Source organism: Thalassobacillus cyri (genome assembly GCF_900107755.1).
GTDB lineage: Bacteria > Bacillota > Bacilli > Bacillales > Halobacillaceae > Thalassobacillus > Thalassobacillus cyri.
Map to the genome: position 1 here is coordinate 92,111 of NZ_FNQR01000014.1, position 13,257 is coordinate 105,367.

Genomic DNA, 13,257 nt, shown 5'->3' on the forward strand with positions numbered 1-13,257 from the left:
CAAGAACCGCCAAAACAACAACTTATTTATTTTGAACTAAAGATGGAGTTAAGCCCCTATTTGTTTTCTAATCGAACCAACAGATAGGATATTATTCTTTTTAAACCTTCTTACCTGGCGACGCTTATAACAGAAAGCCAGTATTTCTTCCTCGTTCACCTGCAACACTTTTACGATTCGGTGTGTAATTTGGTTATCACAGCTTACATAGATCATCTCAAGTTTTTTGCCAGAATCCTGTGCACGATGTAATACGCCATTCATCCTCATCTACCACCCTTTCATCGAACATTTGTTCTTATCATACCCTTAATATATGCCAGCGTACACATGAAAATTCATCCATTAGAAAAACTTGGCTTGTCGCCAAGTACTTAAAGCCTTAGTATTCTCTTATACTTTAATCCTTTAACAAAGGTAAACTTTCTTAAAGTGAAAAAAAAGAGACACCATTATCTGGTGTCCCTTCTTCTAAAAATTAGTCTTCAAGTGGGTTGAGGCTTTCTTTTCCTGTCATATTCGCAATCATCTCAACAAGCAAGTCAATTTCTTGATCGATATCTCTGATACTTGCTGTTTCAACTGGAGAGTGCATATAGCGGAGTGGTAATGAAACCAGGCTTACCGGTACCCCTTTTCCAGTCAAACGCATCCGGTCAGCATCCGTACCTGTCGCCCTTGGAGTCAACTCGTATTGTACAGCCATATCAAGGGACTTGGCTGTCTTTTCTAACAGCTGATTGATTTTGCGATTGATTGGGGCTCCTTTAGCAAGTACCGGCCCCCCGTCCAAGCGTACATCTCCATATTTGTTGGTATTGACGCCTGGATAATCGGTAGCAAATGTCACATCACAGGCAATCGCCATCGTAGGTTCGATACCGGCAGCTGCAAAATATGCTCCTCCCATGTTCGTTTCTTCATTGACAGTAGAAGCTGCATAGACGCCTACTTTCACTTTCTTTTTCGAAAGTCTGCGCAATACTTCTCCTACAATGAAGGCTCCTGTCCGATTATCAAGACCTCGTCCGGCTATGTAACGATCCATCATCAGCTCAGGTTCCCGTTTATAAACAGCTAAGTCACCGATTTGTACAAGTTCTTCCATCTCTTCCTTCGATTTTGCCCCACAATCGATAAATAGATCATCGAGCCCGAAATCATCTTTAAGGCCACCATGATGCTGAGCATTGACACCAATAACCCCTGTCACTGTCTTTTGATATCCGAGTACTGTTACTTTCATTCCAATGGCAGCTTTCGGGTTAATTCCACCCATTTTGTCAAAATGGAGATACCCTCTTTCGTCAATGCGATTGATGACCAGGGCAATTTCATCGCTATGGCCAGCTAATAGAATTTTAAAGTCTGCCTTCGGATTCAATACAGCAATAGCGTTACCCGCATGATCGGTGATTATTTTATCGGCATATGGTTTCATTTCCTTGATCCATTTCTTCTGAATTTCCATTTCCATACTTGATGGGGATGGTGTATTTAATAAATCGAATAGAAAATCAAGACGTTCTTGCTTCATATTATTCCTCCTTCAAACATCACTGGTATCATGATACCAAAAAAACAGGTAAGTGAATAAGGATTACTTCAGCCCTTAAATCTTTTTGATTACAGTTTCATTTTTTATTACAAAACTGTGCATGAAACGTCATAAATCGGGGAATGGGTTGTTGATATGTTCAATATTAAGAGGAGGAGCTATACATGACATTGGAAGAGTGGTTTCAAAAAGGTGTGACAGCACAGGAGTATGTAGATTCGATGGAGAAACATCAAAAGGATCTCATTTATATATATGAACATTTTCAGGTGCCTACAGAAGATCAGATTTTTTTCGAACAGGTACAAAAACAGAACCTCAGAGTAATCGTATTGACAGAGGATTGGTGTGGAGATGCGATGCTTAACATACCAATCCTGTTAAAATTTGCTGAAGCAGGTCACATGAGCGTGCATATATTATCCCGTGATGAAAATCCAGAATTAATGGATCAATATTTGACCAATGGAGTTTCCAGATCGATTCCAATTTTCATCTTTTTTGATCCGGAAGGAAATGAGGTAGCTAACTGGGGGCCACGGGCAGAATCGATTGAAACATTCATTCAGCAGGCAAGAAAATCATTGCCGAAACATGATCCCAAAGATTTCGAGCTGAAACAGCAACAGATGTTTCAATTCATTACTAAATCTTATCGGGATAACCAGGATTTTTGGAAGGATGTATATGAGAGTCTAAAACAATCCCTGAAACAATTGGAATCAAGCCTGCCATGAGATGGCAGGCTTTTTGATTAGTATTATCTACTATTATATTGCCCATACTGGTGTTAAAAAGGAGGTGTCATGTCTTGTATCAATTCGTACAAGTTTATTTTCGACTTCCCATCTTTATCCGTCTTCTTCTTACAGTTATACTATTCATGACATTCTTCGGGATAGTCATACATTTTCTCGAGCCTGGACATTTCCCTTCAATCTTTGATGGTATTTGGTGGGCTTTTGTGACAGGATCTACTGTTGGTTATGGAGATTATGTCCCGTTAAGTACCGTAGGAAGAATGGTTGCAATCTTACTTATTTTAGCTGGAGGAGGCATCGTCACTTTCTATATGGCAACTGTTTCTGCCAGTACAATCAAATATGAGCGTGATTTGTCCAACGGAAAAGTAGCTTTCAAAGGAAATAACCATATTATTTTCGTCGGATGGAATGAACGAACCAGGCAGCTGATTGATATTATGCAAAACCAAAAAAATCCGGAAAAAGTGGTGGTCATCGATAAAAGCATGAAAACTCTTCCTTATAACAAATATCCGGTTCACTTCATTAGAGGAGATTTTTATGAAGATGAGACCTTATCTAAAGCGAATATCTCCCAGGCACGTAAAGCTTTGATAACAGCTGATCCATCTAAACGAGAAGAAGAATCCGACCAATCAGTAATATTAGGAATCGTAGCGATGAAAGGCTGCAACCCGGATTTAAATATCCTTGCGGAAATTTTGACCGAGAAACAAGTTATAAATGCTGAACGGGCAGGAGCAAACGATGTGATTCGTTCTAATGATTTTATGAGCTCGTTATTCTATCATGAACTTTATCGTAATGATCCGGTTCAGCCTTTTAAATTATTGTTAAAAATACTGACAGAGGAACAATTTTACGAACTCACTCCTCCCGCCCATTTGATTGAGCAGCCTTTTTCCAAAGGGGCAGCTTATTATGCAGAGAAGACCTCTATATTAATCGGATTGATAAGGCAGGATGCTCTCCTGATCAATGTGAATCCTGATGAAACGATTCATGATGATGATCGGCTGGTACTACTTTCACCGAAGTAAATGGGCTTCTAGTTCCCGGACGAGCTCTCTGCCGATCTCTACCATTTCATCTGGGACAGAAGCATCTGGATCGACGGGCTCGGAAAATTGGTCGATCGAAGCCTTGCCTACAAATACGTGCACATGATCATCCATGCCACGTTGATATTTATGGGCGAGCAAGAAAGGTTCTCCCATCTCCACTGTGACATGATAATCATCCAAATTCCCTTGTCTGGCTGTAAACGGTACACGAAGAAACTGGTAACTCCCGTCATCCGCTATCTTGTAATCAAAATACCCATGGTCATAATCCCAATTACCGCCTACTTGATAGCCGAGGGGCTTTAGTGTTTGTTCCAATTCGCTTAAAGTAAAAACTTCACCTGTCAGTCTTGAAGTAACGGGTATCACACACACCACTCCTTTTTTAATTAACCTCCCCCGTTTGATGAAATCTTATGAATGCTATTAGAAAAACTTGGCTTGTCGCCAAGTACTTAGGGCGAAAGCCTTCGTATTTTCTTATACTTTAATCCTTTATCAAAGTTAAACTTTCTTAAAGTGAAATAAAAAGCCTCTTCTCCTTAATGGAGAGAGGCCTTTTCACATTTTTATAAACGCTTTTCAAGCTCTTCTTTTTCTTTTTCGAAACCTGGTTTACCTAATAGCGCGAACATATTTTTCTTATAAGCTTCGACGCCAGGCTGATCGAAAGGATTCACACCTAACAAGTAGCCGCTGATAGCACATGCTTTTTCAAAGAAGTAAACAAGGTATCCGAAGGTATAAGCGTTCAATTCTGGTACATGGACTGTCAAATTCGGTACCTGGCCATCCGTGTGGGCAAGTAGCGTACCTTCATAAGCCTTTTCGTTAACTTGATCCACAGTTTTTCCAGCAAGATAATTCAGGCCGTCCATGTTTTGCTCATCTTCTTCAATTGTGATATCAGATTTAGGCTTTTCCACTTTTAATACAGTTTCGAACAAGTCACGTCGTCCATCCTGAACATATTGTCCAAGAGAATGAAGGTCTGTCGAGAAGTTTGCGGAAGCGGGGAAAATACCTTTCTGGTCTTTTCCTTCACTTTCACCGAACAATTGCTTCCACCATTCAGAGAAATATTGCAATGCCGGCTCATAATTGATCAACATTTCAATGGTTTTTCCCTTGTTATAAAAGATATTCCGCACAGCCGCATACTGGTAGGCAGGATTTTCACTTAATTCAGAAGAACTTAATTCATCCATCCCTGCTTTAGCTCCATCCATCATGCTGTCAATGTCTATTCCGCTCGCAGCTATCGGCAGCAGCCCTACAGCAGTTAAAACAGAGAAGCGTCCACCGACATCATCAGGAACTACAAAGCTTTCATAGCCTTCTTCATCGGCTAACGTCTTCAATGCCCCTTTTTGTTTATCGGTAGTAGCATAAATACGCTTACGAGCTTCCTCTTTTCCATATTTTTCTTCCAGGAACTCACGGAATAAACGGAATGCAATCGCAGGTTCTGTAGTGGTTCCACTCTTTGAGATTACATTTACAGAGACATCTTTACCCTCCAGCACATCAAATAGTTCATTCATGTATGGAGCGCTGATGCTATTTCCAACAAAAAATACTTGTGGCGTCTTACGGTGGTCGGAACTCAACTCATTATAGAAGCTGTGGTTCAGCATCTCCAGTGCTGCACGGGCTCCAAGATAAGAACCACCGATTCCGATTACAACAAGAACGTCACTATCGGATTGTATTTTTTCAGCAGATTTTTTAATTCGGCTGAATTCTTCTTTATCATAATTCTCTGGCAGGTCGAGCCACCCCAGGAAATCATTGCCTGCTCCTGTCTTTTCATGTAATGCATGGTGAGCAAGCTTCACTGCATCTTCCATGTAGTCTAACTCATGTGCCCCAAAAAAAGGTAAAGCTTTTTCATAATCAAAGCGAATATGTGTCACTTTTATCCCTCCAGTTCGTCTAAATAAAACTAATCCAATTTCACTTTAGCGGAACCACTGTCGCAATTCAAGCACGTACTTTGATGTAAACGGATACAAGCTGAAATTATTTTTAAAGCCGCCTGGCGACTTACCAGACGGCTTGTTTATTATTATTTGGACATCTCTAAAATAGCAGCTACATCACTATTTTCTAAATTATTGAAATTCCCGAAAGAACCGCGCTTCATTGCCCGGTCGATAATCAAATCAAATTTAGAGTTATCAATATCATAGTCAGCCAATGTTTCTGGGGCACCAAGCGATGACCAGAATTTACGTAGTTCTTCTATCCCTTCCATACCAGCTTCACGATCTGACTTTCCTTCAGGGTTGACGCCAAACACGTTAACAGCCAGCCTCTTGAAACGGTTTGGATCATTGGCCAAGTTATGTTTCATCCAATTTGGAAACAGAATCGCCAATCCACCTGCATGCGGAATATCATAGACAGCAGAAACTGCATGTTCAGTATTGTGTGTAGCCCAGTCACCGCGGTATCCCATCTGCAGCATACCATTCAAAGCGACTGTCCCAGCGTAAAGAATTGTTTCCCTATGTTCGAATGATTCCAAATCATTCAATAGCTTTGGAGCAGTTTTGATAACAGCTCTCAGCACACCTTCACACATTTCATCCTGAACAGGTGACAACGTCGGATTATGGAAATATTGCTCCAGTATATGAGTCATCATATCAACAATGCCATAGATTGTCTGATCCCGAGGAACTGAAATTGTGTGTGTGGGATCAAGAATTGAAAATGCAGGATACGTGTAAGGAGGGTATCCCCAGCCATACTTTTCATTTGTTTCCCAGTTGGTAATAACGGCGCCACCGTTCATTTCAGAACCAGTTGCGGCCAGTGTAAGGACAGTACCGAATGGTAAAGCGCCATCAGGGAAAGCTTTTTTGGTGACAAGATCCCAGGCATCACCCTCATATTTTGCCCCAGCTGCCACGGTCTTAGTACAATCGATTACACTGCCCCCGCCTACAGCTAAGAGATAGTCGATATTTTCTTTTTTACATATGGCTACACCTTTTCGTACCGTGGAAATTCGAGGGTTAGGTTCCACCCCAGTTAATTCAAATACTTCCGCTCCGAACTGATTCAATTTTTCCATTACGTTATCGTAAATACCATTTTTCTTGATGCTTCCTCCGCCATAAACAAGAAGGACCCTCTTGGTATCCTGCGGAAGTTCTTTCGGCAGTTGTTCTAGTTGACCTTTGCCAAAGATCAATTTTGTCGGGTTGTGAAATGTAAAAGCATCCATTATTAAATCAAACTCCTTTCGTTACAATTATGTCTAAAAAACAATTATTTCTCAAAATATAAGCAATATGCATATTATATAAATTTCGAGCAAACCTAACAGTGAACATATATTTAAATATTGGAGGTAAAAAAGATGGATACACTTAAAAGAATAGCATTAATTTTAACGATTGTCGGAGCGATCAATTGGGGACTGATCGGATTATTCCAATTTGATTTGGTAGCTGCGATTTTCGGTGGCGGGGAACAAAGTGGTGCGTTTGCCCGCATCATCTATACGCTGGTTGGAATCAGTGGCATTATCGCTATGTCCTACCTTTTCCAACCTGAGCTGGAGACGGCTGACCGTACCGAACCAAACACTACCAGGTAAAAAAATAAGGCAGTCACGCATGGAGCGTGACTGCCTATTTTTAATTCAAGCCTGATCAGGATTGAATTAATTGTTTTTGTAAGTCTTGGAACGATCTTCGGATTGCTCGATCCATTCTTGAAGCTTGTCTTTCAACGTATTGAAACCTGCTTGGTTATTATCTTGAGACTGTGCTTGAGCAGGCTGGGAATTACGTGGACGACGCGGCTGTTTTTTAGGTGCTTCTTGAGTAGCACGGATAGAAAGAGAATATTTGTTCTTCTCTTCATCAATATTCAAAATCTTGACTTTTACTTCATCGCCTTCAGATAAATGCTCATTGATGTCTTTCACATAACCGTGAGTCACTTCAGAAATATGAACCAAGCCTTGGACTTGATCGTCAAGGGCAACGAATGCACCGTATGGTTGAATTCCAGTAACTTTACCTTCTAATACTTGACCTGTTTCGAACTTCTCTGACATGCTATACAACTCCTGATTTATATATTATTATACTTTTACGCAATTATTGATTCTACCATAATAATGGGCTTCTGGCAAAGGATAGTCAAAAATTGCACCAAAAGTGCTAAGAAACAGGATAAATGACAGTATTATCAAAGGTTGTGAGAAAATCCATGAAACTATGAAAAAAATTATAAAAACAGGTTTAAAGTAGTTTCAGTTCGGCAATATTTAATAACGTAAGACTTTCTCGTATTCCCCCTGTATAAGCAAAGCGAAGCCCGCTTTGCTTTTTTTTATACAGTTTTTCCGGTCAATTTGAGGATCTCTGGAAATAGAATTTCTTCCTCCCTTATGAAATGTGCGGCTACAGCTTCTAAAGCGAATCGGAGAGTAATCAGAATACTATTCCCTTTTTCTATTCCCACAGTACGATCCCGAAAGCGCTCAACCATATACAAGAATTGCTTTATATATTGTTTCATTTGTTGGTGTTCTAATTCAAAGGTGAAATAAAGATATCCCTTCTCCTCTATTTCCTTTGTTAATAGCGGAAATAGCTCCTGTTCTTCCAAGGTCAGGTGAGCCGATAACTGTTCATAAAAATGCTTAACCGGAACAACTAACCTCTTCAACTCTTCATCAGAAAGTCGCCCCATCTGCTCAATATCAGTCAACCAACCATCAATTATCCCCATTTCTTCCCGTAATGATTGATGATCTTTCAAAAACAGCTCCACCTGCATTCGGATATGGCGGTAACCACGCAACATTTCTATCACCTCCTGTTATTCCTTATCAATATAGCGTAAAAACCAGCTCTTAAACATGATGTTTGTCACAAACACCCAAAACTTTTCACTAAAAACAGCATATTTCTCATTTCTTTCACTTTTGGTTATGATAAATATAGGAAGATTATTAACAGGAGGGATTATGGATGAGCCGTTTCACTGAAGTAAGAGAACGTACTGGCACACGCTCCGTTAAATGGGATATGACGGAAAAGTTATTCAAATCAAATGAAGTTCTCCCAATGTGGGTAGCAGATATGGATTTCCAAGCTCCTCAGGCTGTCATAGATGCTTTGACTGAACGGGCAGCACATGGGATTTTTGGCTATACGATAACGGATGAATTAGTTGAAGGAACCATTTATGAGTGGCTGAAAAGACAATACGGCTGGACGATCGATACGAAATGGATCAGTTATAGTCCAGGTGTTGTACCAAGCCTACATATGATCGTACAGGCATTAACCAAAAAAGGCGATAACCTGCTTATCCAAACCCCTGTTTATCCGCCATTTTATAAAGTAATTGAGCAACATGACCGTAACGTCATCACAAACAAGCTGATGTATAAGGATAACCGCTATGAAATCGACTATGAAGATTTTGAAAACAAAATCGTGGAAAACGAGGTTAAAGCGTTCATTCTTTGTAACCCTCATAACCCGGTGGGAAGAGTTTGGACAGAAAAAGAGTTGAAAAAAATGGCTGATATTTGCCTGAAACATGATGTTCTCATTTTTTCGGATGAGATTCATTCTGACCTGGTATTATCCGGACATAAACACCTGCCAATCGCTTCCTTATCAGAAGAAATCAGTAAAAAAACGATTACCTGTCTTTCACCGACGAAGACTTTTAACTTAGCTGGACTCCAGGCTTCGTATGTTGTAACGGCGAATGATAAGCTGAAGAAGCCTATGGATGAAATGTTCCATGCCCAAGGAATGCATATGTTGAACACTATGGGAATCACGGCTTTGGAAGCAGCTTACAAACATGGTGAGGCATGGCTAAAAGAATTGCTTGAAGTTATCGAAGACAATAAGAATTTCGCTAAAAAATATTTAAACGAAACCGACCAAATAGAAGTCGTAGAACCTGAAGGAACATACCTCTTGTGGCTGGATTGCAGGAAAATGGGAATGGAACATGATGAATTGAAAAGATTTATGCAGGAAACAGCAAAAGTGGGGTTGAATGATGGAGCCTCCTTCGGGATAGAAGGCGAAGGATTTATGCGTATGAATATTGCATGTCCAAAAGCTACACTGGAAGAAGGCGTCAATCGCATAGTAAAGGCTGTGAAAAACCGCTAATAAAAATGACGGGCTCCCCTTACCGGGAGCCCGTCATTTTTATTCTTCTTCTTTTTTACCTTTTTGTTCCATTGGATCGGTCGGCATTTCTCCCTCATCATTTAATTGAATCTTCCCACAAGCTACACGGCCCCCAGCCTCGCCCGCAGGCTGTGAAAAACCATCATCGATCGCTTCATGGATGATTAAAGAAGTGCCTTCCCCTTTCATCAGTGAATTCTTTCCATCCAACAGGGTGGCTTCCGCCAGCGTAGCTTTTGCTTCTACTATCTTCCCTGATGCATCTGCTTCTAAATTGGGCATGTCTCCCACGTGAGAGCCCTCCGTATTCATCAGACCGTGTACCTTCCCTGTGGGATTAAAGTGGTTGCCCGCACTAGTAAAATCAGGCCCTTCACATACCGGGAATTCATGTAAATGAAAGCCATGCGGGCCCGGTTCAAGCCCCTCCGCATTTACCAGTACCTCTACTCCCGTAGAAGTTTCCGTTAATTTAGCAGTCCCAATCATATCGCCATCCTTGTTATACAGTCCGACTGTTGCATTTGACCTGCTTTCATTTTGGCAACCTATCAATATGAACGCCAGGAAACCTATCATAAACCACTTTTTAAAATCCATGAGAAACGTCCTTTCCCTTGTTTCCCATAGCTTATCCAAATATCCTATTTTTACACTGTCCTCTTAAACTGGTCATAGTAAATAGCCTTAACAGGAAAAATTATAAAATCCAATAAAAAAACAGGGGATTATTTCCCCTGTGGTTTATATGATAATGATTCTTTCTTTTCTTGTTGATGTCCAAACTGCTCTTCTGTTCGTTCCTCTTGTTTTTTAGAAACTCTCATGATTAAAAACATGACCAGGACTGCAAGCGCAATAAATACACCTAGCGATATTACTGCAGGAATATATTCCGTTTTATCTTCTGGAAAATATAAAAACTCCATCATAAATGGCATCACTTCCTTATCAAGTTACATGGTTAGTATATCAAATTTTTCAATCGTCTTAAATATAAATACTTTTATTTGTTACAATGAGGAAAAGGAGGTATTGCCATGTCTGAACTGAATATCGGCGATTCCGTTATCGCCCATTATAAATCCGGCAGTTATATCGGTAAAATATTAGAGGATCGTAACCAATTTTACTTAGTAGAAGTGCTAGCAGTAGAAAAACACCCGATGCAAGGTGATCTCCATAATCCTGGGAAGACAGAGGATGTATTCTTTCATGAACGTAAAGCATTGAGTCACCATGAAAAAGCTAACATTTCTAAGTCTGCTGTCAAAGCATTTGAAGGAGAAATTCCTGAGTACGAGCAATCTTTGCGACAAGCTGTTGATAAGCTTAAAGAACGATTGAATCGTAAAGAATCAGAATTCAATCAAAAAGCATTCGACAAGGTTGTTTCACTGGAAAAATCCTATTTTAATCATTAGGTTCGGTTAATGTTAGGGGTGTTATTTTCCCCCCGCTACTAAAACAAATACCAACAACATCATTTAATATACCAATCATAAAAAGAAGCTGCCTGGCCGATTCTGGGCAGCTTCTATAAGTTTCCGGGTACTTTTAAACTCTTTTTCTTTTTTTGGGGTTTTCCGTAGATACGATTGGTGAGCTTCGGTGCAAAGTCGAATAAAGCCATCCCAAGAAAAGCGGCAATTACAATATAAATACCACTGAATATCTTGATACCTCCGCTCGCAATAGTCGCAATGACTACAGAGAATTCCCCTCTGGCACACAACGACAGTCCAGCCCGTAAAGATGATCGTTTCGAGAGACCGAACATCTTGCCTCCAATTATACCGACAATAACTTTAGCAATTACAGACCAAAGAACCAATACCACTAATAGTAATGGGAATGGTATACCATCGCCGAATTCGATGGAAGTACCGAAATAGACGAAGAAAGTAGGCAGCAGTAACTCTCTCACCGGTACAATGGTTTGCTGAACCCGTTCAATATTACCGATTTCCGCCAGCATCATCCCGGCTAAAAATGCCCCCAGCACTTCCGAAAGGCCAAGATATAATGCGAGTCCTCCATAGGAAAGTGCAATTCCAACCAATAATGCAATCTTAAAGTCTTCATCATCAATCTTTTCAAGAAATTTTCCAAAGTGCTTGAAAAGCGTCTTACCGAGGAGAATCGCGCCTACCGTCAAACCAATAATCTTTCCGACCAGAACAAGCGAGTCCATTACTGTAAAACTATCTCCTGAACTGATCCCTATAAGGATTGCTATCGCAATTGGAGCAACTAAATCTTCGAAAATCAACAAAGCCAGGATGAATTCCGTCTCAGTATTCGCCATTCGCCCCTTATCATCTAATAATTTCGCAGTGATAGAGGAACTGGTGGCATATGTAACCGCTCCGATCAGAAATGCGTTGAATAAGTCTATTCCGAACCCCATGGCCAGCACCATGGCGACCCCCATACTAAGAAAAACATCCAAAAAGCCTGCAGGCCATATCTTCTTAGCAATACCTCCAAGACGTTTGACACTGAACTCCAACCCTAATAAAAAGAATAATAATACGATTCCAATTTCACTGGCAAAATGCAATAATTCATTATCACTGACCACATCTGCCAGTACAATTCCCAAAAGAATATATAGAATGACATTTGGAAATTTAATTTTCAAACTCAAGTAACCTAAATAAAAAATGATGAGGAGGATCAATCCAGCTCCTAACAATGAGGGGAATTCATGACCCGCCATATTACTCCTCGCCTCTACACAATGCCGCCAAACTTTCTATTTGATCTTGCTTTCCTATAATCATCAATACATTCCCTGGTTCCAATGTAGTATCTGCTTCAGGAATCGCTATCGTTTCATCCCCCTGTACAATTCCGATAATGGTCGCCCCAGTCTTGTTTCTGATTTCTGATTCTTCAATAGTTTTACCGGCAATGGAGGCATTACTTTTCAATTCTACCCAGTCAATGACAATTTGATTTTGAAAAACCTTCAGTTTGTCGGCATCAACAGGCTGGTAGGTCGCACCAAGCAGTTGAGCCCCTAATTCTCTGGTTTCATCTGGTGTTAAGTCCATGGCAAAATCTGCTTCCTCATTATCTTTATCGTCAAAAAAATACAATTCGCGCTTACCCGTATGGTGGACAATCAAAACGAGCATGCTGTCCTCTCCGGTTTTCAGAGAGATTTTCTGTCCGATACCTGGGAGTTTTGAAACTGAAATGTTCATCCTTGACTATTCCTCCTTGTCAATCAGCTATTCGTTCAGATGATTTATATATTAAGCAGTGTCTCTCCATATTAACACTTTTTTGTATTATATAATAAAATCATCGGGTATGTTATTATCCTTTCTAAAAATGGACGATTATAAAAAGACTCTATTAATCGTTTTTGGTTATTTTCATAAATGGCTTATTCCACTAAAGGGCCGTAAAGTCGAAGGCTTGATTTCGAGATATTGTTTGGGGGAGCTTAGGGGAGTGGGGAAGGATCCGCTTTCCGCGGGGAAGCCGGCAAGCCTCCTCGAGCTAAAGCTGAAATGACCCCTTAATATTGGACACTTTTTAATTCAAGCAGTTAACTGGGCACGTTCTCGGTATTTAACGGGACTCATGCCACTTAACCTGGATTTGATTCTTTCATGGTTGTAGTAGTCCATGTATTCTTTCAGTTCCTGCTTAAAATGTTCGATGCTTTC

Annotated in this window: 17 protein-coding genes; 5 read left to right on the forward strand and 12 right to left on the reverse strand. The window is 40.3% G+C overall.

Going from position 1 to position 13,257, the window contains the following annotated elements:
* Window positions 1-48: 48 nt before the first annotated feature.
* Entirely contained in the window at window positions 49-264 is a 216-nt protein-coding gene (locus tag BLV00_RS15685) for a hypothetical protein (protein ID WP_093045914.1), read from the reverse strand.
* 214 nt (window positions 265-478) lie between these two features.
* A complete protein-coding gene (locus tag BLV00_RS15690; protein WP_093045915.1) occupies window positions 479-1,537 on the reverse strand; it encodes a M20/M25/M40 family metallo-hydrolase in 1,059 nt (352 codons plus the stop codon).
* Window positions 1,538-1,722: 185 nt separating this feature from the next.
* Between BLV00_RS15690 and BLV00_RS15695 the strand changes: the two genes are divergently transcribed.
* Together BLV00_RS15695 and BLV00_RS15700 are read left to right on the forward strand one after the other, a co-directional pair.
* Window positions 1,723-2,295 carry a thioredoxin family protein gene (locus tag BLV00_RS15695; RefSeq protein ID WP_093045916.1) on the forward strand — a complete coding sequence of 191 codons (573 nt, stop codon included), beginning with the start codon at window positions 1,723-1,725 and terminating at the stop codon, window positions 2,293-2,295.
* Between the two features lie 74 nt (window positions 2,296-2,369).
* Window positions 2,370-3,362, forward strand: coding sequence for a potassium channel family protein (locus tag BLV00_RS15700; protein ID WP_245728987.1), 993 nt, complete (start codon window positions 2,370-2,372; stop codon window positions 3,360-3,362).
* Here BLV00_RS15700 and BLV00_RS15705 read toward each other — a convergent pair.
* The 3 genes from BLV00_RS15705 to BLV00_RS15715 all read right to left on the reverse strand — a co-directional run bounded on the left by BLV00_RS15705 (window position 3,351) and on the right by BLV00_RS15715 (window position 6,621).
* Window positions 3,351-3,755 (reverse strand): YugN-like family protein, encoded by a 405-nt coding sequence (locus BLV00_RS15705; RefSeq protein ID WP_093045917.1) that lies wholly within the window; start codon window positions 3,753-3,755, stop codon window positions 3,351-3,353. The two genes, BLV00_RS15700 and BLV00_RS15705, sit on opposite strands and share 12 nt — an antisense overlap.
* Before the next feature lie 200 nt (window positions 3,756-3,955).
* Complete coding sequence (locus tag BLV00_RS15710; protein WP_093045918.1) at window positions 3,956-5,302, reverse strand: glucose-6-phosphate isomerase; 1,347 nt, start codon at window positions 5,300-5,302, stop codon at window positions 3,956-3,958.
* 152 nt (window positions 5,303-5,454) lie between these two features.
* Window positions 5,455-6,621, reverse strand: coding sequence for an iron-containing alcohol dehydrogenase (locus BLV00_RS15715; RefSeq protein WP_093045919.1), 1,167 nt, complete (start codon window positions 6,619-6,621; stop codon window positions 5,455-5,457).
* A gap of 135 nt (window positions 6,622-6,756) precedes the next feature.
* On the opposite strand from BLV00_RS15715, the gene BLV00_RS15720 reads away from it, so the two are divergent.
* Window positions 6,757-6,996, forward strand: a complete 240-nt coding sequence (locus tag BLV00_RS15720) for a DUF378 domain-containing protein (protein ID WP_093045920.1) — start codon at window positions 6,757-6,759, stop codon at window positions 6,994-6,996.
* A 66-nt stretch (window positions 6,997-7,062) separates the two neighbouring features.
* Here BLV00_RS15720 and yugI read toward each other — a convergent pair whose 3' ends face one another.
* Window positions 7,063-7,461: a S1 domain-containing post-transcriptional regulator GSP13 gene (yugI, locus tag BLV00_RS15725; protein ID WP_093045921.1), complete on the reverse strand. Its 399-nt coding sequence runs from the start codon at window positions 7,459-7,461 to the stop codon at window positions 7,063-7,065.
* A 278-nt stretch (window positions 7,462-7,739) separates the two neighbouring features.
* Window positions 7,740-8,216, reverse strand: coding sequence for a hemerythrin domain-containing protein (locus tag BLV00_RS15730; RefSeq protein ID WP_093045922.1), 477 nt, complete (start codon window positions 8,214-8,216; stop codon window positions 7,740-7,742).
* Between the two features lie 167 nt (window positions 8,217-8,383).
* On the opposite strand from BLV00_RS15730, the gene BLV00_RS15735 reads away from it, so the two are divergent.
* The gene (locus BLV00_RS15735; protein ID WP_093045923.1) at window positions 8,384-9,553 is read left to right on the forward strand and encodes a MalY/PatB family protein; all 1,170 of its coding nucleotides are present in this window, start codon (window positions 8,384-8,386) and stop codon (window positions 9,551-9,553) included.
* A 39-nt stretch (window positions 9,554-9,592) separates the two neighbouring features.
* On the opposite strand, the gene BLV00_RS15740 is transcribed toward BLV00_RS15735, so the two are convergent.
* Both BLV00_RS15740 and BLV00_RS15745 read right to left on the reverse strand, forming a co-directional pair.
* Window positions 9,593-10,174 carry a superoxide dismutase family protein gene (locus BLV00_RS15740; protein WP_176791627.1) on the reverse strand — a complete coding sequence of 194 codons (582 nt, stop codon included), beginning with the start codon at window positions 10,172-10,174 and terminating at the stop codon, window positions 9,593-9,595.
* A gap of 128 nt (window positions 10,175-10,302) precedes the next feature.
* Window positions 10,303-10,506, reverse strand: a complete 204-nt coding sequence (locus BLV00_RS15745; protein ID WP_093045924.1) for a hypothetical protein — start codon at window positions 10,504-10,506, stop codon at window positions 10,303-10,305.
* Window positions 10,507-10,614: 108 nt separating this feature from the next.
* Here BLV00_RS15745 and kapB point away from each other — a divergent pair, with 108 nt between their 5' ends.
* Window positions 10,615-10,998: a kinase-associated lipoprotein KapB gene (gene kapB / locus BLV00_RS15750; RefSeq protein WP_093045925.1), complete on the forward strand. Its 384-nt coding sequence runs from the start codon at window positions 10,615-10,617 to the stop codon at window positions 10,996-10,998.
* A 113-nt stretch (window positions 10,999-11,111) separates the two neighbouring features.
* On the opposite strand, the gene BLV00_RS15755 is transcribed toward kapB, so the two are convergent.
* From BLV00_RS15755 to BLV00_RS15765, 3 genes are all read right to left on the reverse strand, one after another.
* On the reverse strand, window positions 11,112-12,296 hold the full coding sequence (locus BLV00_RS15755; protein ID WP_093045926.1) for a cation:proton antiporter: 1,185 nt from the start codon (window positions 12,294-12,296) through the stop codon (window positions 11,112-11,114).
* 1 nt (window position 12,297) lies between these two features.
* The gene (locus tag BLV00_RS15760; RefSeq protein WP_093045927.1) at window positions 12,298-12,786 is read right to left on the reverse strand and encodes a cation:proton antiporter regulatory subunit; all 489 of its coding nucleotides are present in this window, start codon (window positions 12,784-12,786) and stop codon (window positions 12,298-12,300) included.
* A 342-nt stretch (window positions 12,787-13,128) separates the two neighbouring features.
* On the reverse strand, window positions 13,129-13,251 hold the full coding sequence (locus tag BLV00_RS15765; RefSeq protein WP_425441642.1) for an IS3 family transposase: 123 nt from the start codon (window positions 13,249-13,251) through the stop codon (window positions 13,129-13,131).
* Window positions 13,252-13,257 lie beyond the last annotated feature (6 nt).

Excerpts from the sequence above, each read along its gene's own strand:
- BLV00_RS15685 (WP_093045914.1), bottom strand. The coding sequence starts at position 264 with ATGAATGGCGTATTACATCGTGCACAGGATTCTGGCAAAAAACTTGAG.
- BLV00_RS15690 (WP_093045915.1), bottom strand. The coding sequence starts at position 1,537 with ATGAAGCAAGAACGTCTTGATTTTCTATTCGATTTATTAAATACACCA.
- BLV00_RS15695 (WP_093045916.1), top strand. The coding sequence starts at position 1,723 with ATGACATTGGAAGAGTGGTTTCAAAAAGGTGTGACAGCACAGGAGTAT.
- BLV00_RS15715 (WP_093045919.1), bottom strand. The coding sequence starts at position 6,621 with ATGGATGCTTTTACATTTCACAACCCGACAAAATTGATCTTTGGCAAA.
- BLV00_RS15720 (WP_093045920.1), top strand. The coding sequence starts at position 6,757 with ATGGATACACTTAAAAGAATAGCATTAATTTTAACGATTGTCGGAGCG.
- yugI (WP_093045921.1), bottom strand. The coding sequence starts at position 7,461 with ATGTCAGAGAAGTTCGAAACAGGTCAAGTATTAGAAGGTAAAGTTACT.
- BLV00_RS15730 (WP_093045922.1), bottom strand. The coding sequence starts at position 8,216 with ATGTTGCGTGGTTACCGCCATATCCGAATGCAGGTGGAGCTGTTTTTG.
- BLV00_RS15735 (WP_093045923.1), top strand. The coding sequence starts at position 8,384 with ATGAGCCGTTTCACTGAAGTAAGAGAACGTACTGGCACACGCTCCGTT.
- BLV00_RS15740 (WP_176791627.1), bottom strand. The coding sequence starts at position 10,174 with ATGGATTTTAAAAAGTGGTTTATGATAGGTTTCCTGGCGTTCATATTG.
- BLV00_RS15745 (WP_093045924.1), bottom strand. The coding sequence starts at position 10,506 with ATGATGGAGTTTTTATATTTTCCAGAAGATAAAACGGAATATATTCCT.
- kapB (WP_093045925.1), top strand. The coding sequence starts at position 10,615 with ATGTCTGAACTGAATATCGGCGATTCCGTTATCGCCCATTATAAATCC.
- BLV00_RS15755 (WP_093045926.1), bottom strand. The coding sequence starts at position 12,296 with ATGGCGGGTCATGAATTCCCCTCATTGTTAGGAGCTGGATTGATCCTC.
- BLV00_RS15760 (WP_093045927.1), bottom strand. The coding sequence starts at position 12,786 with ATGAACATTTCAGTTTCAAAACTCCCAGGTATCGGACAGAAAATCTCT.